Origin of the sequence: Niveispirillum sp. SYP-B3756 (genome assembly GCF_009495745.1) — a bacterium.
Taxonomy (GTDB): Bacteria; Pseudomonadota; Alphaproteobacteria; order Azospirillales; family Azospirillaceae; genus Niveispirillum.
This window is the reverse complement of sequence record NZ_WIDQ01000001.1, coordinates 673,234-698,626: the sequence shown is the minus strand read 5'-3', so window position 1 is coordinate 698,626 and position 25,393 is coordinate 673,234. Positions and strand designations below refer to the sequence as shown.

General features: G+C 65.0%; 24 protein-coding genes. 15 read left to right on the top strand and 9 right to left on the bottom strand.

Features of this window, described 5'->3' with window-relative positions; translation table 11 throughout:
• Positions 1–67: 67 nt before the first annotated feature.
• The gene (locus tag GE253_RS03290; RefSeq protein ID WP_153202656.1) at positions 68–1,252 is read right to left on the bottom strand and encodes an MFS transporter; all 1,185 of its coding nucleotides are present in this window, start codon (positions 1,250–1,252) and stop codon (positions 68–70) included.
• 190 nt (positions 1,253–1,442) lie between these two features.
• Between GE253_RS03290 and GE253_RS03285 the strand changes: the two genes are divergently transcribed.
• Entirely contained in the window at positions 1,443–1,997 is a 555-nt protein-coding gene (locus GE253_RS03285; RefSeq protein WP_247878444.1) for a methylated-DNA--[protein]-cysteine S-methyltransferase, read from the top strand.
• Between the two features lie 133 nt (positions 1,998–2,130).
• Positions 2,131–3,192: a lysine-2,3-aminomutase-like protein gene (locus GE253_RS03280; protein ID WP_153202655.1), complete on the top strand. Its 1,062-nt coding sequence runs from the start codon at positions 2,131–2,133 to the stop codon at positions 3,190–3,192.
• Between the two features lie 129 nt (positions 3,193–3,321).
• On the opposite strand, the gene truA is transcribed toward GE253_RS03280, so the two are convergent.
• The 4 genes from truA to GE253_RS03260 all read right to left on the bottom strand — a co-directional run bounded on the left by truA (position 3,322) and on the right by GE253_RS03260 (position 8,044).
• Positions 3,322–4,080, bottom strand: coding sequence for a tRNA pseudouridine(38-40) synthase TruA (gene truA / locus GE253_RS03275; RefSeq protein WP_153202856.1), 759 nt, complete (start codon positions 4,078–4,080; stop codon positions 3,322–3,324).
• Between the two features lie 8 nt (positions 4,081–4,088).
• The gene (locus tag GE253_RS03270; protein ID WP_153202654.1) at positions 4,089–4,919 is read right to left on the bottom strand and encodes a carbon-nitrogen hydrolase family protein; all 831 of its coding nucleotides are present in this window, start codon (positions 4,917–4,919) and stop codon (positions 4,089–4,091) included.
• 14 nt (positions 4,920–4,933) lie between these two features.
• Complete coding sequence (grxC, locus tag GE253_RS03265; protein ID WP_153202653.1) at positions 4,934–5,197, bottom strand: glutaredoxin 3; 264 nt, start codon at positions 5,195–5,197, stop codon at positions 4,934–4,936.
• Positions 5,198–5,308: 111 nt separating this feature from the next.
• Positions 5,309–8,044 (bottom strand): EAL domain-containing protein, encoded by a 2,736-nt coding sequence (locus tag GE253_RS03260; protein WP_173012466.1) that lies wholly within the window; start codon positions 8,042–8,044, stop codon positions 5,309–5,311.
• Positions 8,045–8,543: 499 nt separating this feature from the next.
• On the opposite strand from GE253_RS03260, the gene GE253_RS03255 reads away from it, so the two are divergent.
• Both GE253_RS03255 and GE253_RS03250 read left to right on the top strand, forming a co-directional pair.
• Positions 8,544–9,587, top strand: coding sequence for a hypothetical protein (locus tag GE253_RS03255; protein WP_153202651.1), 1,044 nt, complete (start codon positions 8,544–8,546; stop codon positions 9,585–9,587).
• Positions 9,584–11,011 carry a hypothetical protein gene (locus GE253_RS03250; protein ID WP_153202650.1) on the top strand — a complete coding sequence of 476 codons (1,428 nt, stop codon included), beginning with the start codon at positions 9,584–9,586 and terminating at the stop codon, positions 11,009–11,011. Before GE253_RS03255 ends, GE253_RS03250 begins: the two co-directional genes overlap by 4 nt.
• Positions 11,012–11,164: 153 nt before the next feature.
• Here the strand turns inward: GE253_RS03250 and GE253_RS03245 are convergent, their stop codons facing one another.
• Positions 11,165–11,788, bottom strand: coding sequence for a glutathione S-transferase (locus GE253_RS03245; protein ID WP_153202649.1), 624 nt, complete (start codon positions 11,786–11,788; stop codon positions 11,165–11,167).
• A gap of 251 nt (positions 11,789–12,039) precedes the next feature.
• Here GE253_RS03245 and GE253_RS03240 point away from each other — a divergent pair, with 251 nt between their 5' ends.
• Positions 12,040–12,603, top strand: a complete 564-nt coding sequence (locus GE253_RS03240; RefSeq protein ID WP_153202648.1) for an SEL1-like repeat protein — start codon at positions 12,040–12,042, stop codon at positions 12,601–12,603.
• Positions 12,604–12,782: 179 nt separating this feature from the next.
• Positions 12,783–15,497, top strand: coding sequence for a bifunctional acetate--CoA ligase family protein/GNAT family N-acetyltransferase (locus tag GE253_RS03235; RefSeq protein WP_153202647.1), 2,715 nt, complete (start codon positions 12,783–12,785; stop codon positions 15,495–15,497).
• A gap of 21 nt (positions 15,498–15,518) precedes the next feature.
• On the opposite strand, the gene GE253_RS03230 is transcribed toward GE253_RS03235, so the two are convergent.
• Positions 15,519–16,592, bottom strand: coding sequence for a 2-dehydropantoate 2-reductase (locus GE253_RS03230; RefSeq protein ID WP_211101324.1), 1,074 nt, complete (start codon positions 16,590–16,592; stop codon positions 15,519–15,521).
• Positions 16,570–17,112, bottom strand: a complete 543-nt coding sequence (locus GE253_RS03225; protein WP_153202646.1) for an Mpo1-like protein — start codon at positions 17,110–17,112, stop codon at positions 16,570–16,572. The genes GE253_RS03230 and GE253_RS03225 overlap by 23 nt, the downstream gene beginning before the upstream one ends.
• A gap of 115 nt (positions 17,113–17,227) precedes the next feature.
• Here GE253_RS03225 and GE253_RS03220 point away from each other — a divergent pair, with 115 nt between their 5' ends.
• The 3 genes from GE253_RS03220 (at position 17,228) to GE253_RS03210 (ending at position 19,094) form a co-directional block, all read left to right on the top strand.
• Entirely contained in the window at positions 17,228–17,851 is a 624-nt protein-coding gene (locus GE253_RS03220) for a TetR/AcrR family transcriptional regulator (RefSeq protein WP_173012465.1), read from the top strand.
• A gap of 222 nt (positions 17,852–18,073) precedes the next feature.
• The gene (locus GE253_RS03215) at positions 18,074–18,523 is read left to right on the top strand and encodes a helix-turn-helix domain-containing protein (protein WP_247878443.1); all 450 of its coding nucleotides are present in this window, start codon (positions 18,074–18,076) and stop codon (positions 18,521–18,523) included.
• A gap of 1 nt (position 18,524) precedes the next feature.
• Positions 18,525–19,094 carry a PIN domain-containing protein gene (locus GE253_RS03210; protein ID WP_348770767.1) on the top strand — a complete coding sequence of 190 codons (570 nt, stop codon included), beginning with the start codon at positions 18,525–18,527 and terminating at the stop codon, positions 19,092–19,094.
• 33 nt (positions 19,095–19,127) lie between these two features.
• Here the strand turns inward: GE253_RS03210 and GE253_RS03205 are convergent, their stop codons facing one another.
• Positions 19,128–19,721 carry a class I SAM-dependent methyltransferase gene (locus GE253_RS03205; protein ID WP_211101323.1) on the bottom strand — a complete coding sequence of 198 codons (594 nt, stop codon included), beginning with the start codon at positions 19,719–19,721 and terminating at the stop codon, positions 19,128–19,130.
• 79 nt (positions 19,722–19,800) lie between these two features.
• On the opposite strand from GE253_RS03205, the gene GE253_RS03200 reads away from it, so the two are divergent.
• From GE253_RS03200 to GE253_RS25760, 6 genes are all read left to right on the top strand, one after another.
• Positions 19,801–20,409, top strand: a complete 609-nt coding sequence (locus GE253_RS03200; protein WP_153202643.1) for a hypothetical protein — start codon at positions 19,801–19,803, stop codon at positions 20,407–20,409.
• Positions 20,410–20,513: 104 nt separating this feature from the next.
• On the top strand, positions 20,514–20,990 hold the full coding sequence (locus GE253_RS03195) for a DUF1178 family protein (protein ID WP_153202850.1): 477 nt from the start codon (positions 20,514–20,516) through the stop codon (positions 20,988–20,990).
• 372 nt (positions 20,991–21,362) lie between these two features.
• Positions 21,363–21,632 carry a 30S ribosomal protein S15 gene (rpsO, locus tag GE253_RS03190; protein ID WP_153202642.1) on the top strand — a complete coding sequence of 90 codons (270 nt, stop codon included), beginning with the start codon at positions 21,363–21,365 and terminating at the stop codon, positions 21,630–21,632.
• Positions 21,633–22,024: 392 nt separating this feature from the next.
• Positions 22,025–24,148 (top strand): polyribonucleotide nucleotidyltransferase, encoded by a 2,124-nt coding sequence (pnp, locus tag GE253_RS03185; RefSeq protein WP_153202641.1) that lies wholly within the window; start codon positions 22,025–22,027, stop codon positions 24,146–24,148.
• Positions 24,149–24,373: 225 nt separating this feature from the next.
• A complete protein-coding gene (gene ppa, locus GE253_RS03180; RefSeq protein WP_089288714.1) occupies positions 24,374–24,907 on the top strand; it encodes an inorganic diphosphatase in 534 nt (177 codons plus the stop codon).
• Between the two features lie 124 nt (positions 24,908–25,031).
• A partial coding sequence (locus GE253_RS25760) for a hypothetical protein (protein ID WP_211101322.1) occupies positions 25,032–25,393 on the top strand: 362 nt, incomplete at its 3' end.

Below are 25,393 nucleotides of genomic sequence, written 5' to 3'. Positions count from 1 at the left end.
TAACCTTAGCCCCGGCTGATTGAACCCCGCATCACCACCGGCGGCAAGGGAAATACAGCCGGCCGCCTCAATCCCCTGCCGCAGCGGCCGGCACGGGGCCGGAGAGCGGCGGCAGGGCCAGCAGGCTGGCGGTGGCGGCCAGTTGCATCACCAAGGCCCCCACGGCCAGCGTGATCAGCCCTGCACCCAGGAAGGGCGCGACAAGGGCGGTGCTGGCGGCGGCAAACAGGGTGATGGCCAGAATGACCAGGGCCGATGCCCGGTCATCATCCCCCCGCCCGGCCATCATCGCGCGCAGGAAACCCGGCGGCCCGCGCAGACCCAGCCCGATATTCATCGGCGCCAGCAGCAACGGCAGCAGATGGGGATTATTCCCGCCCGCCAGCGCATAGGCCAGCAGCAGCAAGGCGGAAACCAGGGCCGACAGGGTGCCGATCAGGATCAGCCGTTCCGCCCCGATCCTGCCCGCCAGCGGCCCCGCCAGATTGGCGCAGAGGATGAACAGGGTGACGCCAATCATCTGCATCAGGATGAAATCCGCCATCTCCCCGCCCATGCTGCGGGTGATGACGGCCGGGGCGCTGAACACCACCACCAGCAGGCCGCCCAGCAGCAGCGATTGGGACAGGGCATAGCGCAGAAATACCGGATCACCCAGCAGCCTTGGATAGGAGCCCAGCGTGCGCGGTGCCGGCCCCGCCGGCAACAGGCCGCGCCCGGCGAACAGGCAGAGTGCCACCAGAACCGCCAGCCCGCCCGTCACCAGAAAGGGCAGCCGCCAGCCGCCCAGCACCACCAGCCCGGCACCGGCCAGGGGGGCCAGGGCGGGGGCCAGCGCCTCGATACTGCCCAGCGCGCCCAGCGCCCGCATCGCCCCTTTTTCATCAAACAGACGGCGGATCATGCCGGGTGCGAAGACGGCCGGCGCACCCCCCAACAGCCCCTGCAGCAGGCGCAGCCCAATCAGCACATCCAGATTTTCCACCGCTGCACAGGCCAGCGACAGCACCAGTTGCGACAGGATGGAAAATAGCAGCAGCCAGCGCCGGTCCACCCGCGTGCCCAGGCTGCCGAACAGCAGCAGCCCCGCCGCCGTACCGCCAATATAGGCGGCGATCACCAGTTGCGCCTTGGCCACCCCGCCATCGGGCCACAGCGCCATGTCCGGCAGGGCGGGCAGCACCAGATCCACACCCGCAATGCCCAGCAGGGTGCCCATCACCAGCAGGATGCAGACCAGAAGCCGGGCCATAGAAGTCACCTTGCAAAGAATAGTTCCGATATAGGATGTATTTATGCCCCCATCCCTTCCCCCCGGTCAAGCCATCGGCGATAAAACCGCGTGCAGGATCGTCATGGGCGGGGCACGTCCCCGAATAACCCCGCCATGGCGCCATATTTGATGGCATCATGACGATAGCGCCTTGCCGGAGATGCCGCCGATGTCACCCTTGTTCCTGCACCATTTCACCAGCCCCATCGGCACCATCCTGCTGGTGACGGATGTGTCGGGCCAGTTGCGGGCGCTGGATTTCCTGGATTACCGGGAACGGATGGACAGGCTGCTGGCCCGGCATTATGGCCCCGTCAGCCTGACCGAGGCTCCCACGCCCGCTCCGCTGGCCCAGGCGCTGGGGGATTACTTCGCCGGCGATCTGACGGCGCTGGAACGGGTGGCGGTGGCCACCAACGGTACGGATTTCCAGAAATCCGTCTGGCATTGCCTGCGCGCCATCCCCGCCGGGCAGACGGTGACCTATGGCGAGTTGGCCCGGCGGCTGGGCCAGCCCACGGCGATGCGGGCGGTGGGGCTGGCCAATGGGGCCAACCCGATCGGCATTGTCGTGCCCTGTCACCGGGTGGTCGGGGCCAATGGCACGCTGACCGGCTATGCTGGCGGGCTGGAGCGCAAGCGCTGGCTGCTGGCACATGAATCCGCTGCGGGGCTGCCGCTGCTAGAGCAGATCGCGGAAAAGCGGCATCGCTTTGGAGCGTGAATCTGCTCGCTGAACAAGGAGTTAGAGCCGGGTGCGTTTCCGGTTAAACGCACCCGGCTCTAACCCGGCATGGCAGCACCCGCCCCGCCGCCCCTTGACCGGTGCGCGGGCAAGCGGCACCTAATCCCCCATCATGCCGCGCGATAAGCAGACCCCGCAGAAGACCCTGCGCCACCCCGCCGATCTGGCCGATCATGGGCTGGTGGCACCCACCGATGTTGCCGCCCTGGAACGGGTGGCGGCGCAATTTGCCGTGGCGGTGACCCCCGCCATGGCCGAACGCATCGACCCGACGGACCCGGACGATCCGGTGGGCCGCCAGTTCCTGCCCGATGCGCGCGAATTGCTGGTGACGGAAGGGGAACTGGCCGACCCGATCGGCGATGAACCCTTCACCCCCGTCAAGGGCATCACCCACCGTTACCATGACCGGGTGCTGCTGAAACCGGTCCATGCCTGCCCGGTCTATTGCCGGTTCTGTTTCCGCCGCGAAATGGTGGGGCCGGGGTCGGACGCGCTGGATGCGGGCGAACTGGATGGGGCCATCGCCTATATTCAGGATAACCCGCAGATCTGGGAAGTGATCCTGACCGGCGGCGACCCGATGATCCTGTCGCCCCGCCGCATGGGCGACCTGATCGCCCGGCTGAACGACATCCCGCATCTGGGGCTGGTCCGCATCCATAGCCGCGTGCCGGTGGTGGACCCCGACCGCATCAATGCGGAGATGGTGGCCGCCCTGAAAGGTACCCGCATTCCCACCTGGGTGATGCTGCACGCCAACCATTGGCGCGAACTGGGGCCCGATCAGGTGGCCGCCATTGGGCGGCTGGTGGACGCCGGCATCCCCATGCTGTCGCAAAGCGTGCTGCTGCGCGGGTTGAATGATGATGTGGACACGCTGACCCGCACCTTCCGCGCGCTGATCAGCGCGCGGGTGAAGCCGCATTACCTGCATCATGGCGATCTGGCCAAGGGAACGGGCCATTTCCGCACCAGCGTGGCAGCGGGCCGGGCATTGATGCGGCAATTGCGCGGCGATGTGTCGGGCCTGTGCCAGCCCACCTATGTACTGGATATACCCGGCGGCCATGGCAAGGTACCGCTGACCCAGGATTATCTGTCGCCCCAGGGCGAAGATGGCATCTGGCTGGTGGAAGACCCGCGCGGCAGCCGGCATTCCTATCGGGGATAGGTGGCCTTAAATGTCTGTTCGGAAAGTTATCGTGCTTTTCGAAACCCCGCCATCTCACCACCGTTATTCCCGCCTGCGCGGGAATGACGGTTAAGTGGCTGGAAAGAATAAGAACTTTATGGGCGGACACTAAACCCCTTCATCCCCCGGATAGAAGGCATGGGTGAAGTAAAGCCCATCGGCCGGTGAGGTCGGGCCGGCAGCGGCGCGATTGCAGGCGGCCAGGGCGGCGGAAACGTCATCGGCGGTCCAGCGGCCTTCACCCACCAGCTTCAGCGTGCCGACCATGTTGCGCACCTGATGGTGCAGGAAGGAGCGTGCCCGCGCGATGATCTGCACCTCTTCCCCCACCCGGCGGACCGAAAGGTGGGAGAGCGTTTTCACCGGGCTCTGCGCCTGACAGAGTGAGGCGCGGAAGCTGGTGAAATCATGCTGGCCGACCAGCCGTTGCGCCGCCTCATGCATGGCCTCGGCATCCAGCGGATGCAGCACCAGCCAGGCCTTGCCGGCATCCAGCGTCAAGGGGGCCCGGCGGTTGACGATGCGATAGAGATAGGCCCGGCCGATGCAGGAAAAGCGGGCATGGAAATCGCCTTCCATCGCCTCGGCCTTCAGGATGGCGATGGGGTTGGGCTTCAGGTGGAAATTCAGCGCCTCGCGCAGCTTGTCCGCCGCCACCGGCTTTTCCAGATCGAAACTGGCCACCATGGCCAGGGCGTGGACGCCGCTGTCGGTGCGGCCGGCAGCATGAACGGTGACGGTTTCCTGGCAGAAGCGGCGGATCGCCTCCTCCAGGCAGCCCTGGACGGAAGGGCCATGATCCTGCCGCTGCCAGCCGAAAAACGGCCTGCCATCGAACTCGACGGTGATTTTCCAGCGCTGCGCCATGGGACGGGTCACGGTCCTTCGAATGACCGGTCATGGACCAAGCTGGGTACCATGCGCCGCGCCTCCGCCACCTTATTCAGGTCCAGATCGGCGATGACATGGCCCACCCCTTCCCCGGCATCGGCCAGCACCTCGCCCCAGGGGCTGATGATCAGGGAATGGCCATAGGTGCCGCGCCCGCCATCATGCAGCCCCGTCTGGGCCGGGGCCAGCACGAAACAGCCGGTTTCAATGGCGCGCGCCCGCAGCAGCACATGCCAATGCGCCCGGCCCGTGGGCACAGTAAAGGCGGCGGGCACGGTGATCAGGCCGGCCCCGGCCTTGGCGAGCGCCCGGAACAGATAGGCAAAGCGCACATCATAGCAAATGGAAAGCCCCAGCCCGCCCCAGGGTGTGGGTACCACCACGGCCCGCTCACCGGGCCGATAGGTGGCGCTTTCGCGGTAGCTTTCACCGCCGGCCAGATCCACATCGAACATGTGGATCTTGTCATAGCGGGCGACGATATCGCCATTGGGGGCCACCACGAAGGCGCGGTTGGCCACCCGGCCATCGTCCAGCAGACAGCCCAGCGTGCCGGTCATGATCCAGGTGCCGGTTTCCCGCGCCAGATCGCGGAAGAAGGGCACGCCGGGATGGCTTGCCTCCGGCTTCACCCGGGCCAGGATCTTCTCCCGTCCCTGCGCCATCAGGGAAACATTTTCCGGCAGACAGACCAGTTGCGCCCCATCGGCCACGGCCCTGCGGATCAGGGCTCCGGCCTGGACCAGATTAGGTTCGATCTCCGGCCCGGCATTGACCTGAATGACGGCGGCACGCAGCATGTTGGGGCTGGTCATGATGGGGTCAGATCTCAGCCAGCCAGGCCCAGCAGGCCATCCAGCTTGCCGGCCTTTTCCAGGGCATAGGTATCGTCGCAGCCGCCAATATGCTGGCCATCGATGAAGAGCTGCGGCACCGAGGTACGACCGCCCGCACGCTCCACCATCTCCGGCCGGCGGCGCGGCTGGGCATCCACATCGATTTCATCATAGCTGACGCCCTTGGCATCCAGCAGCTTCTTGGCCCGCGCGCAGTAACCGCACCAGGGGCTGGTATAAATCTCGATCGTGGGCATCGGTTTCATCCGGCAGTGGCAGGTTTCATCAATATGACGCTGCGGACGGCCGGCGCAAACCCCGTTACGCTGCAAAGCACCCTTTCGCACCGGTCCGGTTGGTGGAACGGGTCACCCCGCGGCCAAAGCCTCCCCCGACACCAGGGCGGGTCCACCGGTATCATATTGGTGCAGCATGGCGGTCGCCATATCCTGTTCCAGCGGCTTGGCATAATGGTAGCCCTGGGCCCGGTCGCAGCCCATTTCCCGCAGCAGGCTGGCCTGGGAGGGGTTCTCCACCCCTTCGGCCACCACGCCATATTCCATGATGCCGGCGATATGCAGAATGGCGCTGACCAGGGCCATCCCCTTTTCGCTGCCTTCCATACGGGTAACGAAGCTGCGGTCGATCTTGATCGTATCGACCGGCAGTTCCTGCAGATAGGCCAGCGAGGAATAGCCAGTGCCGAAATCATCGATGGCCAGGGCAACCCCCAGCGCCCGCAGGCCTTTCAACACCTCTGGCACCCCACCGCCGTTGCCGATCAGGCCACTTTCGGTGATTTCCAGATGCAGCCATTCCGGCTTGCAGCCGGTCATTTCCAGCACGCCCTGCACCCAGCGGGCAATATCCAGCCGCGACGGGTCCAACTGATAGGGGGAAAGGTTGACGGAAACATAGATCGGCTCCTGCCGCTCCCGATTCCAGCGCACAACCTGCCGACAGGCCTGCACCAGAATAAAGTTGCCCAATGGCATGATCAGGCCGGTTTCCTCCGCCACGGGCACGAAGATGGTGGGGGGGATGGGTCCGCGCTCCGGGTCTGTCCAGCGGGCCAGCGCCTCGAACCCGGCCAGCTTGCCATCGGACAAGCGGATGATCGGCTGGTAGACGACGCGCACCCCGTCATTGCCCTGGATCGCCTGACGCAGCCGGTCATATAGGTCGTGCCGTTCGGTCAGACGGGCCCGCATGGCCGCATCGAAGATGCGCCGCCCACCACCGCCGGCAGACTCTGCCTCCGCACTGGCGATTTCTGCGTCGCGCAGCATTTCGGCCGCCGCCTCTTCCTGGCCGCAATGGGTGACGACACCCAGGCTGCCCGTGACGAAAATCTCCCGATCCTCCAGGGGGAAGGAGGCACGCAAGGCATCGCGCACGGCGGCTGCCAGCGTATCGATGCGGGCAGCCCCGTCTTCCACCAGCAGCACGGCAAATTCGCCCGTATCAATGCGGGCCAGCAGATCGCCGGCGGAAACCGCCCCGCGCAGACGCTGGCCCACCGCCGCCAACAGCTGGTCGGATGCCGCCTCCCCGAGGGCTGCCTTGACATAGCGGAAACGGTCCAGGCCGATCACCGCCACCGCCACTTCCATCCCCACGGCCAACGCCTGTTCCAGTGCGCGCAGCAGATGGTCGCGGTTGGGCAGGCCGGTTGTGCGGTCAAAATTGGCCAGCTTGTGCAGTTGCTGTTCGGTGCGGCGGCGGTAAAGTTCCGCGTGCCGGTCGGCCAGCAGATGGTGCAGTTCCTGCGCCACCTCCAGTTCCAGCGGCGACCAGCGGCGGCCAGCTTGGCGCAGCAGCAGCAGGTGGCTGCCATGCAGCTCAATATCCAGCACGTCGGCGATGCCGATCTCGTCCTGGTCGACCGATCCGGCGGCCCGTTCGATCCAGCGCAGCCCGTCGCGCCGGCCGGTGGCTGCCGCATCCAGCAGGCGCAGCCAATGGGCAGGCGATGGCCCGCCCCCGCTGCTCCAGCTGCGGCCATCCATGCTGATGGCCATCTGGTCATGCGGCAGGATTTCGCCCAGCACGGTGCGGGCGGCGGCAATCCCATCGATCAGGCTGGCATGTTCGCGCAGCAGGCGACCCATCCGGGCCAGTCCGCGATTGGCAGCACTGCGCAGCACCGTAATGGAGCGTTCCTCCAGCGCGCCAATCTGGGCGGCGGCGATCTCCCCCAGCCCTTCGAACAGGGCGCGCACATGCAGCCCCACCGGGTGCGGGCGCCTGCTTTCGCACCAGAGATAACCCCAGAGCCGGCCACCACACAGGATGGAGACGATCAGCACGGTGCGCACACCGCGCGCCCTGGCATGGGCTTCAACCATCCGGGTGCCGGGGCGCAGGGCTGCCCGTGACAGGTTGATGGGCTGGCCGGTCACGGGGTTGAGGACGGGCAGCACCGGCACCGGCGGCGCATGGATATCCAGCAGCAGCCGCACCCGGTTCAGTTCCAGCAATGCCAGGATGGAGGGCGGCAGCGGCTGAAACGGGGGGCCATCCTCCACCGCAGCGCTGGCACAGGACACAGCCACCACCTCCGGCGGTGCGGCACTGGCCAGCCGTACCATCAGGGCGCGGTCAAAACCGGTCAGCAGCCTGGCATCATGGGTAATGGCAGCGGACAGCGCCGCGACATCGGTGATATGGCGATAACGCCGGATGGCCGTGCCGAAACCGTTGATGGCGCCATTGGCGGCATTGCCCATCGACAGCGGTTCCAGTTCCAGCACGAATCCACCGGCATCCCAATGGCCCTGCAGGGCCACCCGATGCCGTCCCCGGCCGCTGACCACCGTCACCGGTAACGGGCCCAGCCCGTCCGGTTCCGCCCTGGCCAGGGCCCGGCCCAGCAGATTGGCCGCGGCACGCCCGATCACCGCCCGCACCGGCTGCCCCAGAATCTCCGCCAGGGGCTGGCCGGCCAGCAGTTCCACATTGGCGCTGGCCTGAATGATGCGCAGATCGTCCCCCTGCAGCACCAGAAGCCAGCCATGCGGCTGGATATGATCCATCAGCCCCGGCCAGGAACTGGCAGCCGGTTGACCATCGGACAGGGAAACAGGGCCAGGCGGATTCACCATCGGCTGAGGGGCCTTCATCTTCAACGCGTGGAGATCACAAAATCCTGCCCGACAGGGTATGGGGCAATTTCATATATCGAAACGCTACCCAACGGAGGTTAAGAAATGATTGGGGATAAAAAGGTTTCCTCATCATAACCACACGTCGGACCATGAATTAGAGTGCGCGGGCGCGCCGTTCGCGGCCGACAAGAATGCGATGTTTCCCCCCGGCACTGCAACATCTTCTCGAAGGGATGCCTATACGGAAGGATAATCGGTGCAGGGAGAGGTAGCGAAATTGCATAGGCAGTGCCGCCCGTGCTAACGATAACGGCAAAATAATGTTCTGGTTGGAGTGCGCCCCAACAATGTGGATCGACAGCTTGGAGCCGACCAGCGGATCGCCTGCCCGTGCGGATGAAGGTGAAGGGCCATATGGCTGGCAATGTCTGCCCGGCCTGGGGAACATCGCCCAGCTCACCGCATCTTTGTTGATGATTCTGATCGGGGGGCGGCCATGATCGGCTTTCTGCGTCGCCTGACCGGGCAAAAGGCGGAAACGCCGGCCACCGCCCTTACTTCGCCGGTGACCAGACCGGAGGTACCGGCATCCCCGGTCGAGCCTGACAGGGAACCGGTGGCAGTCGCCCCAACCCCGACGGCTGCTGCCCCAGCGCCGGTACCACCGCCGCCCGCACCGGCCCATCCGGGTCCGGGGGAGCCGACCGGTCCTGTCTTCTCTTCCCGCGCCGTACGGGATGCGACGGTCGTGACCGGTGCTGTTGAGTCCCTGGGCCGGTTCGTCAACGGCCAGGATGTCATCGGCGATCTGATTCACCGGCTGGAGATGCTGACCCCGGATCAGGTGAATTTCCTGCAGCTGTCGGCCGAACCCGGCCTGATCCAGCGCGCCCTGCAACGGGCGGAAGTGCAGAAGGGCACCAAAGCCGCAGCCCTGCGCAAGCTGCTGGGCGATCTGGCCGGTGGTGCCATCCCGGAGGCGGACAGAAGCGATTCCCTGTTGATGCCCACGGGGCCGATTCTGCCGCCGCTGGCTTCCCTGAAGCCCAAGCAAGCCAGTCCCGGTGGTGTTGCCGAATCGCCGACGGCCCCTGTTGTCACCCCGACGCAGACGTCACCCGCCCGACCGGCCCCCCTGGCCCCGCCATCCATCATGCCGGGTGCGACGGCTTCTTCCAGCCAGGCCGCCTCTGTTGCCGCGGCTGTGGCGGCGGCTCCCTTGCCCCCCCGTCCACGATCCGTCCCCCCGTCCGCCCCCGTCGTGCCAGCGCGGGCAGAACCGAAGGTAGCCGTCAGGCCGGACGCCGACAGGGCCACTGCCAGTGACACTATATCCGCACCGGCGATGGTGAGCCTGTCCCTCCTTGCCACCGACGCCACCTCCGAAGCACCTCCTCCGGTTCCGGCCCCACCGCCCAGCGTGCCGGCTGCGGAATCTGCCAGCTTGCCCCGTCTGGCCCGCGCTGATGCGGAAACCAGGCGCGCCCGCCTGATGGCCGCTTTGAACGATCACCTTTCCGCCAACGAGGCCGCCCCATGAGCATCCCTACCAGCGACGTCAATGATGCGGCCCATCAGCAGAAGGGCGGCGCATCGGCCGATGGCGACGACACCGCCGGCGGCGCGCTGACCACCAGCGTCGTTTCAGATCCGGTGGTGGATACGGTCGATCCCTTCGATTATGCCGAAGCCATTGTGCGCGATCTGGCATTGCATGTCGGCTCGCGTCTGCGTGACTTCCGTTCTGATCTGGCGGCCATGCATTCGGCCGTGGTGCAACTGCCCGAAACCATGCGGATCAACAGTTTGGGCCAGTCGATCCAGGATCTGCGCGAACGGCTGGCGCACCTGACCGGCGTGGTCAGCCATCAGGTTTCCCGCTATCCGGAGGAGTTGGAGCGGGTGTCGCGCATGGCGACCGACACGCTGAACCGACTGGCCGGCCTGGAATCCTGGGTGGCTGCCGCCCGCCAGACCGTGGCCCAGGGGGGTGACGGGCCCGCCCTGCCGGTACCGACCGGCGGATTCGTCGGTCAGGACCAGTTGAATGCCATTATCGGGCAGGTGCATGACAATATTGTCCGGCTGGCCAATGCCGCGCGGGAGCTGCAGCTGGATGTGCGCGACCTGCGCTCCGACCTGAAGACTGTCAGTGCGGGCAAGCCCCTGCCGGTCGAACCGTTGGAAGAGCCGGTGGTTCCTGCCGTGGATTACGGCCCGGCCCTGTCCGATCTGGACCGGCGGTTGAGCACGCTGGAAAATGTTCCCAGCCTTGCACCGACCCCACCGGCCCCTGATCATGGCCCGGCCCTGTCCGATCTGGATCGGCGGTTGCGTGCCGTGGAGACGGCCCCTGTCGTACCGGTCCCCCCGGTACCGGTCCCCGAAACCGTCGACGCCGCGGCGCCCGATCTGGCCGGGCTGCTGTTCGGTGCCTGGCACCGTCTGGCCCAGCCCGCCGGGGCTGAGGCGCTGGCCCAGGCGGTGGACAGCGTGCTGAACGCCCTGCGCCCCCGGCTGCAGCGGATGTCCGGCCCGGTCACCCTGGCCAAAGGGTCCGGGCTGGTGGCGGTGGGGCAGGGGGCTGGTGGTGTCGTGGTGCTGGTGGCGACAGAGGATCTCTGCGGCCATCGCTGGCAACTGGAGGCCCAGGGGGCGGAAATGCGTACCCTGGACCCTGCAGACCGTCCGGCCCTGCGCACGCCTTGCTGGCGTGCCCTGCTGGGGGCGGCGGCCATGGCGATGCGCGCCGACCCTGCCGCCCGTGTGCTGCCCCTGCTGATCTATGGCAATGGCCAGATCGACAGCCTGCCCTCGCGTGAGCAGGTGCTGTCCTATGGCCGGCAGATCGGTGCGGTTTCGGCGGCCGAACAGCTCTTGATGATCGGCGCGGCGGACCTGTCCCTGCCGGGTCTGGCCCGCCCCCAGGAAGCGCTGAACGCATTGCTGGCGCTGGTGGCCTGATCGTGTTGGATGGTTCGGGCGCTCTTCAGCCGCAGACCTGAAAAGGCATGGTGTCTCCCCCCTGGAAGATATCGCCCCGGGGGAAACGCCATGCGCGTCAGACTGAACCGACTTTCCTTCGCCGAAAGGCCGGTGATGGGCGGGCAGGAGCGGTCAGGCCTTGTCCGCCGCCTTGGTCACCGCGCGCTGATAGGCGGGGCGGGCCTGCATGGCCTGCAGCAGCCGGGTGATGTGCGGGCTGTTCTGCGCATTCAGGCCGGCGCGCATCACCGCCACTTCCAGCGGGAAGCTCATCATGATGTCGGCGGCGCTGAACTGGTCGCCAGCCAGCCAGGGGCTGCGGCCGGCTTCCTTTTCCACATAATCCAGGTGCAGCTTCACCTGTTCATTCACCATGCCCCGGATCGGCAGGGCCAGGATGCCCATCTTGCCGGCGATCAGCTTCAACAGCAGCTGCGGCATCAGCGAGCCTTCGGCATAATGCATCCAGTAGCGATAGCGCCAATGCGCCTGCGCATCCGTGGCGGCCGGGGCCAGATGGGGGGCGTAGGCGGCCAGGATATATTCGATGATCAGGCCGGTTTCGGCCAGCACCTGGCCATCCATCTCCACGATCGGCAGCTTGCCCAGCGGGTGCAGATTGCGCAGCGCCAGCGGCGCGCGCATGGTCTTGGCGTCCCGCTTGTGGCGCACCACCTCATAATCCAGGCCCACCTCCTCCAGCAGCCAGAGCACGCGCAGGGAGCGGGAAATATTCAGGTGATGCACGCGGATCATCAATCGTCCCCCCAATGATTTTCCCATCCGAAATAGCACGAGCGTGCGCTTTGTCAATCAGCCGTGATGGGACGGTTCGTCCCCTTGGAAAGGGCTGGCTGACGGCCTTATCATCCCTGCCTTACAGCGTTGCAGGAACCGGCCATGCCCCTGTCCCGTGCCCCTCAATCGCCGGCGCCAGCATCCGCTGGCTTGGCTACGCCGCACGAGCGGCGCGGCGGCAGTCGCCGCCGTACCAACGGTCATGAATTATGACCGTTGGTATTGTTCACCGCCGGAAAGCGGGTGTCCCCCTGCTGCTGGTTTTGCTGGCCGGCGGCTGTGTGCCGGCGCCGGCGCCGGCCCCCATGGTTTGTGCCGGGCTGGACCAGTGCCGGATGGCCGATCCGTGTGTGGATATCCGCCGGGCCGGGGTGGCGGCGGGCAAGCTGCCCTTTGCCGACCGTCCGGCGATGGCGGTGGCCTTTGACCATGCCTGCCAGGGCAGCACCATCGGCGCCTTCCTGATGGCCGATGCCTTTGACCATGGCGGCGGCGGTTTGCGGCGCAATGATGATCTGGCGGCCCGTTTTTACCGGCTGGCCGCCACCCCGCCTCCCCCTATTCGCCCCGGCCTGCCCCTGCCATCGCGGGAGCCGCCGCTGGCCGAGGCCGCCTATCGGCTGGGGCTGATGCATTGGGAAGGGCGCGGCGTGCCGCAGGATCTGGGGGCGGCCCGCATCTGGCTGTCGCGTGCCGCCAATGCCGGGCATGAACAGGCCAGGCTGGCCCTGAAGGGGCTGGGGCCGGGGGTGGATGATCCGGCTGCCCCCTGATCATCCATGTCACAAAATATTCATCGACCGAACGCCCGGTAGCAAAACAAACCTGACAGGGGATTGACCCATGTCATCGCCTTACCATTGGCGGGGTTTATGGTGCGGCCATGATCTGTCAGCATCACCCGCAGCGTCGTGACCAGACGATGGGTTGAGCCAGCGAGAAGGAACGCCCGATGACGATCCGCAACCTGGACCGGTTGTTCAAACCGACCTCTGTCGCCCTGATCGGGGCCAGCCGGCGGGACCGGTCGGTGGGCAAGGTGATTGCCCGCAACCTGTTCAATGCCGGGTTCGAAGGCCCGGTCATGCCGGTGAACCCGCGCGAAGACAGCATCGAAGGCGTGCTGGCCTATAAATCCGTTTCTGATTTGCCGGTGGTGCCCGATCTGGCCGTCATCGCCACCCCGCCCGCCACCGTGCCGGGCCTGATCGCCGAACTGGGGGCGCGCGGCACCAAGGCTGCCGTCGTCATCACCGCCGGTTTCGGGGAGATGGGGGAGGAAGGGCGCAAGCTGCAGCAGGCCGTGCTGGATGCCGCCCGCCCGCATCTGCTGCGCGTCATCGGGCCGAACTGCCTGGGCATCATGGTGCCGGGCCAGGGGCTGAATGCCAGTTTCTGCCATGTGCCGCCGCTGAAGGGTGATATCGCCCTGGTCGCCCAGTCCGGTGCCATCGTCACCTCGGTGGTGGATTGGGCCACGCCGCGCGGCATTGGCTTCTCCCACCTGATCTCGCTGGGCTCCATGTCGGACGTGGATTTCGGCGACATGCTGGATTATCTGGCCCAGGATGCCGGGGTGCGCGCCATCCTGTTGTATGTCGAAGCCATCACCAGTGCGCGCAAATTCATGTCGGCGGCCCGGGCCGCCGCCCGCTCCAAGCCGGTAATTGTCATCAAGGCCGGTCGCAGCGAGGAAGGCTCGCGTGCCGCCTCCTCCCATACCGGCGCCCTGGCCGGGGCCGATGCCGTCTATGATGCCGCTTTCCGCCGCGCCGGCATGTTGCGGGTGGGCGAACTGGACGAGCTGTTCTCTGCCGTGGAGACGCTGGCCACCGGTGTGCATATCAAGGGTGACCGGCTGGCCATCCTGACCAATGGCGGCGGTGTCGGCGTGCTGGCCACCGATGCGCTGATCGATGGCGGCGGCAAGCTGGCGCAACTGTCGCCGGAAACGCTGGAAAAGCTGAACAAGGTGCTGCCGGCCACCTGGAGCCATGGCAACCCGGTGGATATTATCGGCGATGCCGATGGCAAGCGCTATGCCGACGCGCTGAACATTCTGATGGATGATCGCGGCTGCGATGCCGTGCTGGTGCTGAACTGCCCGACGGCCGTGGCCGATGGGCGCGATGCTGCCCAGGCCGTGGTGGCCGCCGTGCAGGCGCGCAACCAGCGGGGTGGCGGTGACCGCAAGGTGCCGATCCTGACCAACTGGTTGGGCGAGCAGCAGGCGGCCCCGGCGCGCAAGCTGTTCGATGTGGCGCGCATCCCCAATTACCACACGCCCAATCAGGCGGTGACGGCCTTCCTGCATCTGGTGCGCTATCAGCGCAACCAGGAACTGCTGATGGAAACGCCGACCAGCGTGCCCGAACAGTTTGATGTGGATATGGTGGCCGCCCGCGCCCCCATTGATGCCGCGCTGAAGGAAGGGCGGCCCTGGCTCTCGGAATATGAGGCGAAGGAAGTCTTGCGCGCCTATGGCATCCCCTGCGTGCAGACGGTGATCGCCGCCAGCCCGGCAGAGGCCGAACGCGCGGCCAAGCGGCTGGGGGGGCGCATCGCCCTGAAAATCCTGTCGCAGGACATCACCCATAAATCCGATGTCGGCGGCGTTGCGCTGAACCTGCTGCCGGCCCAGGTCTGGGCGGAGTCCGAGGCCATGCTGGAACGGGTGCGCAGCGCCTATCCGGAGGCCCGCATCGAAGGTTTCACCGTGCAGGAAATGGCGCACCGGCCCGGTGCACATGAACTGATCGTCGGCATGGTTGATGACAGCCTGTTCGGGCCCGTCATCCTGTTCGGTGCCGGCGGCACCTCGGTGGAGGTGGTGGGCGACAAGGCGCTGACCCTGGCCCCGCTGAACCTGAACCTGGCGCATGAGGTGATGGCCCGCACCCGCGTCTATAAGCTGTTGAAAGGCTATCGTAACCGCCCGGCGGCCGACCTGGATGCCATCGCCCTGTCGCTGACCAAGATCAGCCAGCTGGTGATCGATTTCCCGGAAATTTCAGAGTTGGATATCAATCCGCTCTTTGCCGATGAAACCGGCATTCTGGCGCTGGATGCCCGCATCCGCGTGGTGCCGGTCACCGAACAGGCCCGCCACCGGCTGGCCATCCGGGCCTATCCGAAGCGGCTGGAACATAAGGTGACGCTGCGCGACGGGCAGGAATTCCTGATCCGGCCGATCCGGCCGGAGGATGAGCCGCTGATCCATGATCAGGTTTCCCACACCAGTGTGGAGGATCTGCGCCTGCGCTTCTTCGCGCCGCTGCGCCGCCTGTCGCACCAGATGGCCGCCCGGCTGACGCAGATTGATTATGATCGTGAAATGGCCCTGGTCGCCGTCCCGACCGGCATGATGGATGCCGATGGCAAGGGCCCCGTCTATGGCGTGGTGCGCATCACCGCCGATCCCAACCATGAACGGGCCGAATATGCCGTGCTGGTGCGCAGCGACATGAAGGGCAAGGGGCTGGGATCGCTGCTGATGCGGGAAATCCTGGCCTATGCCAAGGATCGCGGCATTCATGAAGTGTTCGGGGAGGTGCTGCGGGAGAATGTCTCCATGCTGGGCCTCTGCCGCGAACTGGGCTTCGCCGCCCATGACAATCCCGATGATCACGGGATTGTTGAGGTGAGCGTGAAGCTGCAGGGCGGTTGAGGGAGGGGGCGGCCAGGGCCTTTATCCGCCCGGCGGCCCGGTTCCCGAAACAGCGTGGGGAGACAGGCGGGGGGAACCGGCCCCCGCCCGTTCCGCCTGTTGCACCAGGGCCAGCACACGGGCGCAGGCGGGCGCGGTACGGGCGGGGTCGTGGCCCAGCCGTTGCGCCAGGGCCAGCACAGCCCCCTGCAGGCGGTCGATCTCCGTCCGCCGGCCGCGCTGCAGATCTTCCCACATGGAAGACCGGGCCAGCGGGTCCATGCGCAGCATCGCACCGGCCAGCCGGCGGAACAGCCAATCCGGCAGGCGCAGCACAAAGGGCAGCAGCGCCGGCTTCACCCCGCTGACCTTCGCCGGACGGATACCGGCCTGATGCAGCAAAGCCAGCGCCTCCGCCATCTGGGCTGCCAGCAGCCGGCGCCAGCGCCGGTCCGCCACCTGCTGCACCAGCGGCAGGCCGGACAGGGCGTTCAGGCCATTATTCAGGTTCAGCAGCAGCTTGCCCCACAGCACCGCGTCCATGTCGGTGCGGCCTGCCACGGGCCAGCCCGGCACGTTCAACGCTGCGGCCAGTCCCGGCAGATCATCGGCCAGCATCACCGTGCCGGATGTGCCGCGATGAAAGCGGCCATCCGGCATCTGCACAATATTGAAGGGCACCATGCCCGCCAGCACCCGCCGCCCCGGCAGCAGGGCGGCCAGCCGTTCGGCATTGCCGATGCCGTTCTGCAGGCTGATCACCGGGGCGTCGGCGGGGGCGAAGGCGGCGATCAGCTGGCCGATATCACCCGTATCGCCACCCTTCACCGTTACCAGCACCAGCCCGGCATCCGCCATGGCCTCTGCCGGATCGGTGGCCAGCCGCGCGCTGCCGGGGGGCAACTGCCAGTCGGCCCCGTCCAGATCGGACAGGCGCAGCCCGCCGGCCAGCCTTTCCGCCAGCGACGGGCGCAGCAGCAGGGTGACGGGCAGGCCCGCCCGGGCCAGACAGCCGCCGGCATGGCAGCCGACCGATCCCGCCCCGGCCACCAGGATGCGGCGGCCGGGCGCCAATTGCCAAGGGCCCATCCGTTCAGGCCGGATGGTGGCGGGCATGGCCCTTTGCCGCGGGCCCGGCAATGCCGGAGCGCACCAGCTGATCCACCTCCGCCTCAATATTCTTTTTGAAACCAAAGGCGAAGAAGCCCTCTGCCATCAGGAACAGCGGGGCCATGAAGATTTGCAGGATATTGGCCGTCAAGGCCGGCTTGTTGCCTTCAAACTTGTGGCCCAGCAGCTGGATAGCCCAGCCGCCAACAAAGGCAACCGCGCCGATGGTGGCGGCCGTGCCGCCATCCAACCGGCTGACCTGATCGGCCAGCCACACCGTCGGGATGGCCACCACTATCAGTGCCGCGCCGATCACCAGATCCAGGCTCAGGTAATACAGCGCCAGGGCCGCCACCAGCATCATGCCCAGGCTGACATCCATCCCCGCAATGTCGAACCGGGCATAGGATGCGGCCAGGATCAGCGAGAAGACGATGATCGGCACGCCGAAATAATGCGTCAGCCGGTTATGCGGGTGCTGGTGATAGGCGGCGTAGAACGCCATGGTGCGGGCCAGCCGGGTCATGTCGTGGTTCCTCCCTGGATGATTTTATAAAACAGACCGATTGGTTTGTTTTTACATCAGGCGGTGCGGCATGGCAATGATGTTGGCGGGGATAAACAGGCGGGATATGGGAAAAATGGTGGAAGTGGCGGCCACGCGGCGCAGCCAGCCGGAACGGCGGGAAGAAATGCGGCGCCGGCTGGTGGCGGCGACGCTGGATGCCTTGGCTGACCATGGTCATGCCGGGGCCTCACTGTCGGTGATCCTGGATAAGGCCGGGGTCTCCCGCGGGGCTTGGGCGCACCATTTCGACACCAAGGCGGAAATGCTGGCCCTGGCGGCGGAAGGGCTGCTGCGCGAAGCGGTGGCCAGTGCCGGCACTCTGTCTCCGCCGGCGCTGTCACCCAGCGACGGGCCGGCGGCGCTGGGCGCGTTGCTGGAACAGGCCTGGGCCCGCTTCTATGAAGGCCGCCACCGTGACCTGCTGTTTGAGGTGGCGCTGGCCGCCCGCACGGATGCGGAGCTGAAACAGCGCCTGGCCCCGATTTTCAGCGATTTCATTACGGCCGTCGGGCAAAGCTGGGGGCTGGCCCTGCACCCCCGACCGGGTGCGGGGGTGGCTGTGGCCGATCTGATGGTGCTGACCGTCTATATGCTGCGCGGCATGGCCATGCAGGAACTGGCCGCTGGCCCCAGCCCCGACCATGCCCGCCTGCGGGCCCTCTGGGCCGGGCTGCTGGCGGCGCAGGTGACGTTCTGACCAACGCCGTTGGAACCCATGACACAAAGGCGTGGAACCACGGTCTGTATGCGACGTTTCGGATATTGCGTTTAAATGCTCCCTGACTCATATCATGGGGGGGGCATGAGGCTAGACGTGGGAGTTCCCGCGCGAATGCCCGGTCATACAGAGCTGGTAATGCTCCTTAGAACGCGCCGAATAAAAGGCGGAGAAAAATAGAGCACCGCAAGGTGGAGGTGGATGATGAACGCGCTTTTGGAGCGGAACGGAACGATTGTTCCCTCTGAGGAAGATGCGAAGCTGGCGACGGAGACAAGCCGTATTCTTTCGAAGCATTCGGATCAGAATCTGCACGTCCAATTGGACGATGGGCAGCTGCTGCCGTTACCGCGTGCCATCCAGGATCTGATTTCCCATCTGCTTGTGGAGATGTCGCAAGGCAACGCGGTCACCTTGATTCCAGTCCATGCGGAGATGACAACGCAAGAGGCTGCGGACTTCCTGAACGTCAGCCGGCCCTATCTGGTGAAGCTGTTGGAGACGAACCAAATCCCGCATCACAAGGTGGGGACTCACCGTCGCGTGCGGTTCAATGAGTTGAAAGCGTTCAAACAACGGCAAGCCGAGGCCAAGGCGGCAGCGTTGGATGAGCTGACAGCACAAGCCCAGGAACTGAATATGGGTTATTGACGTGTCCCGCTATACCGTCGTCTTCGATGCCTGTGTCCTGTATCCCGCCCCACTGCGTGACTTCCTCATGGAGTTGGCGACGACGGAGCTGTTCCGGGCCAAATGGACGGACGCTATCCATGACGAATGGACACGAAATGTACAGAGGAGTCGGCCAGACCTGACACCGGAAAAATTGCAAAGAACCCGGGAGTTGATGGACGCCAGCGTCCTGGATTGTCTGGTGTCAGGTTATGAACATCTGATTGAGATCATCAATTTACCAGATCCAGATGACCGACATGTTCTGGCGGCGGCCATTCACGCCCGGGCAGATGCAATCGTCACCTTTAATCTGAAGGATTTTCCACGGGAGGAATTGGCACGTTTTAATGTCGAGCCAATGCACCCGGATGATTTCATCCGATATCAGTTAGACCTGAAGGCCGCCTCTGTGCTGATCGCCGCGGGCAATATCCGCCAGCGCTTGAAGAAGCCGCCGAGGACAGGGGGAGAATATCTGGATACGCTGGAAAAGCAGGGATTGCCCAAGACGGTCGCCGCCCTGCGCCCATTCGCCAGCTTGCTGTAAGCAGCAATTTTCCTCCCTGGCCTGATTGCCGCTTCAACCCGCCGGCGGCAATGGCACTGGTTCCGGGTCGCCCTGCAGGTCGGGCGCGGGGCCGGTGGGGCGGCGGGCGCACAGGCGCTGGATCACCGCCGCCTTGGGGCTGGACACTTCGCCCTGTTCGAAAGCCACCACCTGCAGCCCCTCCGCCACCGCCAGCCCCAGCAATTCACCATTGCGCAGCAGAAAGCCGGGGCTGGATGGGCGGCCATGGCGCTGGTTGCCCATGGCGAAGGTTTCATAAATCAAAAAGCCGCCGGGGCGGAGCGCACCGGCCAGAGACGGCAATAAAGGCCGGTGCAGATAATGGGTGACGATGATGGCATCGAAACCGGTCAGCTCGGCCGGCCAGGGGTTGCCATTCTCCAGATCCAGCCCCCGCAGGGTCACCCAAGGCCGGCCTTCCAGGTCGGCCACGCCGCGCAGATCAATATCCACGCCCGTCACCGCACAGCCCCGATCCAGGAAGTGCCGCAGATGCCGCCCGCCGCCGCAGGCCACATCCAGCACACGGGCTCCCGCCCCAATCAAGGGGGTGAAGCGGGCGACCCAGGCGGATGCCGGGGCAAAGGGACGGATCGCGCTATCCATAAGAACACTCATCTATGCTGGGGGCGCTGCCGGGCCTTTGCTACAAAAGAAGCGTGGCCCCAGGAGCCCTTGTATCATCATGCACGATGTCTTCCATCTTCACGATCTGGCCAATGATGCGCAGCACCGGCTGCTGCTTTACTGGCTGGATGTCGCCCGGCGGGACCGGTCGGTACCGCTGGCCGCCTTTGATGAAATGCGCCTGCCGCCCTCAGTCCGGCCCAACTATGTCGTGCTGAGTTTGGGGAATGATGGCATCCGCAAGGCCAGCTTCCTGCGAACCGGCAGTGCCGTGCCGGTCAATCTGGGGGGGAACCCGATCGGGCTGACGCTGGAACAGCTGATGCCCCCCAGTTATGTCAATGATATCGTGCCAGCCTATGCCATCTGCGCCAGCACCTTCAGCCCGCTCTCCAGCCTGGATCTAGTCACCTATTCCGATGGCTATAGCAAGCTGGTGCGCCGGCTGGTGCTGCCCATCGGCCGGACGGCGGGCTTGGGCGGTACGTGTGCGCAATATCTGCTGATGATCTATGCCCCTGCCGGCGGCGCGGACGATATGGCCGACGAGGTGCCGGGCCCCGGCCAATGCCGCACCATGCAGCGGGTGGATTCCGTCGGCATCGCCCTGTTCAAGGATGTGCCGCCGGAACCGGCTGCCCCCTGTTCCAACGATATCGGGCTGTGATCCCCGTTCCGCAGCCCCCGTCTGTTGATATCGGCATTGCCTGTTACGCCGGTTCACGCCATCTATAGGTGGCGTGATGGTTTTTTGACTGATTCTTGCCGGCCATGATCCTGTTCAACCTGAAATGCGCCCACGGCCACCGGTTCGAAGGCTGGTTCCGCAATGGTGCCACCTATGACGCCCAGGCAGCAGCGGGGGAGATCACCTGTCCGGTCTGCGGCGATACCGGCGTGGAAAAGGCGCCGATGGCCCCGGCCATCGCCCGATCGGGCCGCAGCCGGGATGAACAGGAGGTGGTGCCAGCCGTAGCGGAGAGCCCGGCCGTTCCCGCCGCCCCGGCCAGCGATGCCGAGCTGGCCCACCAGGCAGAGATGCTGCGCACCCTGCGGGAAATCCGCCGCCAAGTGGAACAGAATGCCGAGAATGTCGGCGACCGTTTCGCCGATGAGGCCCGCAAGATCCATTATGGCGAGACGGAAAGCCGTGCCATCTATGGCGAAACCAGCCGGGAACAGGCCGAACAACTGCGTGAGGAAGGGGTGGAGTTCGCCTCCATCCCCTGGATTCCCGCCGGGAACTGATACCAACCCGCCTAAAGGTTTAGCTTTAGGCAGGTTGGAGGCCGGCGACCGCCGGCCCGCCCACATGCGGTGCCAGCCAAGTCCGCGGATGCGGGCGCCCGGCGCTGAGGGAGATTGCGGTAAGCGGACATGCGGGGCGCTCACCCCCGCGCCCCATTTAAACTGCTTGACCCTATCGGTGCGATGGCGCATCAAACGCGCACCGTTGACGCCTGTTCGCGCGCGGGACCGTGCTGGACGACATCCCGGCCCGGCCCCGGTGGGAACGGGTGCGTACCTATTTGTGGGCCATGCTGCCCATGATCCCCGTCAAGGGGCCGCCGCAGGTGGCCAGGTGCGCTTTCCCTGAAATCATCTATGTGGAGACATGCGATGTCGATCACGGCTGAGCGCAAGACCGCGCTGATCGAAGAATACAAGACCAAGGAAGGCGACACCGGTTCGCCGGAAGTCCAGGTTGCCATCCTGACGGAACGTATCGTCAACCTGACCGAACACCTGAAGACCCACGCCAAGGATTTCCATTCCCGCCGTGGTCTGTTGGTGATGGTCGGTCAGCGCCGTAGCCTGCTGGATTACCTGAAGGGCAAGGACAAGTCCCGCTACGACACCCTGATCCAGCGTCTGGGCCTGCGCCGCTAAGGCCAGGGGTCCGGCCGTTGCCATCGCCGTTCCCGACCTGATCGGAAAGGTGCCATCGCCTGTGACAATGCCCGTCTTCTTCCGACGCTTCGCCCTTCCGGTCCGCTTTGGCGGGCGGGGGATGGCGTCGCCGGGGAATGCGGGCCGGTCGCCGGTGGTATGGGTGGTGGTGGGGGCCAGACGGGGGGCTTTGGCCCCTTATAGAGTTTGAGGACGGCCAGCCGGAACCTTTCCGGCTGGCCGTTTTCGCTTCCAGCTCGCACCGAATGTAGGGGCTGGGGTGATCGGCAACGGTCACCAGTTAAAGATTTAACAGGCGGGGCCGTCCGATTGGGCCCCGGCCCGGCGCCCAATCCGGGGTGTCACGGGTTTCGGATGGAAGGAACGATAAGATGTTCAAGGTCTTCCGCAAGGAAATGGAATGGGGCGGTCGCAAGCTGGTCATCGAGACCGGCAAGATCGCCCGTCAGGCCGATGGCGCCGTCATGGTCAGCTACGGCGACACGGTGGTGCTGGCCACTGCTGTTGGCGCCAAGTCCGCCAAGCCGGGTGTGGATTTCTTCCCGCTGACGGTGAACTATCAGGAGAAGGCCTTCGCCGCGGGCAAGATCCCCGGTGGCTTCTTCAAGCGCGAAGGCCGTCCGACGGAAAAGGAAGTCCTGGTCAGCCGTCTGATCGACCGCCCGATCCGTCCGCTGTTCGTCGATGGTTACCGCTGCGAGACCCAGGTGGTCTGCACCGTGCTGAGCCACGACCTGGAAAATGATCCCGACATCGTGGCCATGATCGGTGCGTCCGCCGCGCTGACCATTTCCGGCCTGCCCTTCCTGGGCCCCATCGGTGCCGCCCGCGTTGGTTACGAGAATGGCCAGTTCATTCTGAACCCGACCGCCGACCAGATGGACAATGCCACGCTGGATCTGGTGGTAGCCGGTACGCAGGAAGGCGTGCTGATGGTCGAATCCGAAGCTAAGGAGCTGTCGGAAGAGATCATGCTGGGCGCCGTGATGTTCGGCCATGCCCAATTCCAGCCGGTGATCGACATGATCATCGATCTGGCCGAGGAATGCGCCAAGGAACCCCGCGACATCGCCCCGCCGGCTTTCGACAAGGACGCCGTCAAGGCCCGCATCCTGGAAGTGGCTGGCGCGGACGTGAAGGCCGCCTATTCGATCCTGGTCAAGCAGCAGCGTTATGCCGCCGTCGGTGCCGCCAAGGACAAGGCCAAGGAAGCGCTGAAGGAAGAGTTCGCGCCGGAAGCCATTTCCGAGATGTTCAAGGAAGTGGAAGCCGACATCCTGCGCGGTTCGGTGATTGAAACCGGCAAGCGCATCGATGGCCGCACCACCGTCGATATCCGCCCGATCCTGGCCGAAGTGGGCATCCTGCCCCGCGCCCATGGTTCGGCCCTGTTCACCCGCGGTGAAACCCAGGCGCTGGTCGTTGCCACGCTGGGCACCAACCAGGATGAGCAGATCGTGGACGCGCTGGAAGGCGAATACCGCGAAAACTTCATGCTGCATTACAACTTCCCCCCGTACAGCGTGGGTGAAGCTGGCCGCATGGGTTCGCCCGGCCGTCGTGAGATCGGGCATGGCAAGCTGGCCTGGCGCGCCATCCACCCGCTGCTGCCGTCCAAGGAAGATTTCCCCTACACGCTGCGCGTCGTGTCGGAGATCACGGAGAGCAACGGCTCCTCCTCCATGGCCACGGTCTGCGGCACCTCGCTGTCGTTGATGGATGCCGGCGCCCCGCTGGCCCGCCCCATCGCCGGCATCGCCATGGGCCTGATCAAGGAAGGCGACAAGTTCGCCGTTCTGTCCGACATCCTGGGTGACGAAGATCACCTGGGCGACATGGACTTCAAGGTCGCCGGTACCGAAGCGGGCGTCACCGCCCTGCAGATGGACATCAAGATCACCTCCATCACGGAGGAGATCATGAAGATCGCCCTGGCGCAGGCCCAGAAGGGCCGCATCCACATCCTGGGTGAGATGAACAAGGCGCTGAACACGGCGCGCGGCGAAGTGTCGGGCAATGCCCCGCGCATCACCGTCATCAACATTCCGAAGGACAAGATCCGCGACGTGATCGGTTCCGGCGGCAAGGTCATCCGCGAGATCGTGGAGCAGACCGGCGCCAAGATCGATATCGAGGATGACGGCACCGTCAAGGTGTCGGCTGTGGACAGCAAGTGCTCCGACGCCGCCATCAAGTGGATCAAGGGCATCGTGGCCGAGGCCGAAGTGGGCGAGATCTATGACGGCAAGGTCGTCAAGGTGATGGATTTCGGCGCCTTCGTGAACTTCCTGGGTTCCAAGGACGGTCTGGTCCACATCTCCGAGCTGAAGAACGAGCGCGTGGCCAAGGTCACCGACGTGGTGAAGCAGGGCGATGCCGTCAAGGTGAAGGTGCTGGGCTTCGATGATCGCGGCAAGGTGAAGCTGTCGATGAAGGTTGTCGATCAGGTGACCGGCGAAGACCTGTCCAAGAAGGACGCCCCGGCGGAGGGTTGATCCCCTTTGTCGTTGCGGCCCTGAATGGGACGTAAAGAAAGGCCGTCGGGGCAACCCGGCGGCTTTTTTTTCACCCCTACGACCAAGGTAGATGCGGCGGAAATGCACAGAGGCTCTCCCTTTGCGCGCCCTTCATTTCGCACCCGCACTCCGATAGGATGCAGGCCGGTTCAAGGCGGGTGCCGCCCGTCCCTGTTGTTGTAAAGCTGCCAAGAAGGCCCAACGATGGATATCAGCAAGATCCCCTCCGGCAAAAACCTGCCCTGGGATATCAACGTCATCATCGAAATCCCGCAGGGCGGCCAGCCCGTGAAGTACGAGTTGGAAAAGGAAAGCGGCGCGCTGTACGTGGACCGTTTCCTGCACACGGCCATGTTCTACCCGGCCAATTACGGCTTTGTGCCGCACACGCTGGCGCTGGATGGTGACCCGATCGACGTGATGGTGGTGGGCACCACCCCGGTGGTTCCCGGCGTCGTGCTGCGGTCGCGCCCCATCGGCGTGCTGGTGATGGAAGATGATGGCGGCATGGATGAAAAGATCCTGGCCGTGCCGGTGGACAAGCTGCACCCGTTCTACAGCAACATCAGCAGCTATCGTCAGCTGCCGCAGATCCTGGTGGAGCAGATCGCCCACTTCTTCGAACATTACAAGGATCTGGAACATGGCAAGTGGGTCCGCATCGTCCGCTGGGACGAGGCCGACTTCGCCGCCAAGCTGATCCAGGAAAGCTTCGACCGCTACAAGGCGGAAGGTTGATACAGCCCCTGCGGGTGTGTGTTGAAAAGGCCGGTACCCCCAAGGGTACCGGCCTTTTTTCTTGGTTGCATGAAATGCATACGATATTATCCGGGGTAGTATAAAATCAATACATGAGACAAAAATGACGGATGTTGTACAGGATGATTATACGGCCAACACGTCCACCACGGGCACGCTGGCCATCGGCGGGCAGGCTGCCGGCGTTCTGGGGGCGACAAATGATGAAGATTGGTTCGCTGTCGATCTGACTGCTGGTACGGCCTACGAATTTTCAGGTTCATATAGTGATGGTGGTTCCGGCACGACAAGTTTGAGCTTGGTTTTGCGGGATGCCGCCGGTTCATATATCAACTATGCGTCGGGGACATCAGGTTTCACGCCGACAAGTTCGGGCCGGTATTATCTTGACGTCCACGGCTGGCGGGCAGGAAATTACACCCTGTCGGCAAAGGTGACAGACAATGACGACTACACGTCCACCAC

Excerpts from the sequence above, each read along its gene's own strand:
- GE253_RS03270 (WP_153202654.1), bottom strand. The coding sequence starts at position 4,919 with ATGACCAGCCCCAACATGCTGCGTGCCGCCGTCATTCAGGTCAATGCC.
- truA (WP_153202856.1), bottom strand. The coding sequence starts at position 4,080 with ATGGCGCAGCGCTGGAAAATCACCGTCGAGTTCGATGGCAGGCCGTTT.
- GE253_RS03200 (WP_153202643.1), top strand. The coding sequence starts at position 19,801 with ATGCACGATGTCTTCCATCTTCACGATCTGGCCAATGATGCGCAGCAC.
- GE253_RS03205 (WP_211101323.1), bottom strand. The coding sequence starts at position 19,721 with ATGGATAGCGCGATCCGTCCCTTTGCCCCGGCATCCGCCTGGGTCGCC.
- GE253_RS03220 (WP_173012465.1), top strand. The coding sequence starts at position 17,228 with ATGGTGGAAGTGGCGGCCACGCGGCGCAGCCAGCCGGAACGGCGGGAA.
- GE253_RS03260 (WP_173012466.1), bottom strand. The coding sequence starts at position 8,044 with ATGGTGAATCCGCCTGGCCCTGTTTCCCTGTCCGATGGTCAACCGGCT.
- GE253_RS03235 (WP_153202647.1), top strand. The coding sequence starts at position 12,783 with ATGACGATCCGCAACCTGGACCGGTTGTTCAAACCGACCTCTGTCGCC.
- grxC (WP_153202653.1), bottom strand. The coding sequence starts at position 5,197 with ATGCCCACGATCGAGATTTATACCAGCCCCTGGTGCGGTTACTGCGCG.
- GE253_RS03195 (WP_153202850.1), top strand. The coding sequence starts at position 20,514 with ATGATCCTGTTCAACCTGAAATGCGCCCACGGCCACCGGTTCGAAGGC.
- GE253_RS03215 (WP_247878443.1), top strand. The coding sequence starts at position 18,074 with ATGATGAACGCGCTTTTGGAGCGGAACGGAACGATTGTTCCCTCTGAG.
- rpsO (WP_153202642.1), top strand. The coding sequence starts at position 21,363 with ATGTCGATCACGGCTGAGCGCAAGACCGCGCTGATCGAAGAATACAAG.
- ppa (WP_089288714.1), top strand. The coding sequence starts at position 24,374 with ATGGATATCAGCAAGATCCCCTCCGGCAAAAACCTGCCCTGGGATATC.
- GE253_RS03245 (WP_153202649.1), bottom strand. The coding sequence starts at position 11,788 with ATGATCCGCGTGCATCACCTGAATATTTCCCGCTCCCTGCGCGTGCTC.
- GE253_RS03255 (WP_153202651.1), top strand. The coding sequence starts at position 8,544 with ATGATCGGCTTTCTGCGTCGCCTGACCGGGCAAAAGGCGGAAACGCCG.
- GE253_RS03280 (WP_153202655.1), top strand. The coding sequence starts at position 2,131 with ATGCCGCGCGATAAGCAGACCCCGCAGAAGACCCTGCGCCACCCCGCC.
- GE253_RS03230 (WP_211101324.1), bottom strand. The coding sequence starts at position 16,592 with ATGCCCGCCACCATCCGGCCTGAACGGATGGGCCCTTGGCAATTGGCG.
- GE253_RS03290 (WP_153202656.1), bottom strand. The coding sequence starts at position 1,252 with ATGGCCCGGCTTCTGGTCTGCATCCTGCTGGTGATGGGCACCCTGCTG.
- GE253_RS03225 (WP_153202646.1), bottom strand. The coding sequence starts at position 17,112 with ATGACCCGGCTGGCCCGCACCATGGCGTTCTACGCCGCCTATCACCAG.
- pnp (WP_153202641.1), top strand. The coding sequence starts at position 22,025 with ATGTTCAAGGTCTTCCGCAAGGAAATGGAATGGGGCGGTCGCAAGCTG.
- GE253_RS03240 (WP_153202648.1), top strand. The coding sequence starts at position 12,040 with ATGACCGTTGGTATTGTTCACCGCCGGAAAGCGGGTGTCCCCCTGCTG.
- GE253_RS03250 (WP_153202650.1), top strand. The coding sequence starts at position 9,584 with ATGAGCATCCCTACCAGCGACGTCAATGATGCGGCCCATCAGCAGAAG.
- GE253_RS03285 (WP_247878444.1), top strand. The coding sequence starts at position 1,443 with ATGTCACCCTTGTTCCTGCACCATTTCACCAGCCCCATCGGCACCATC.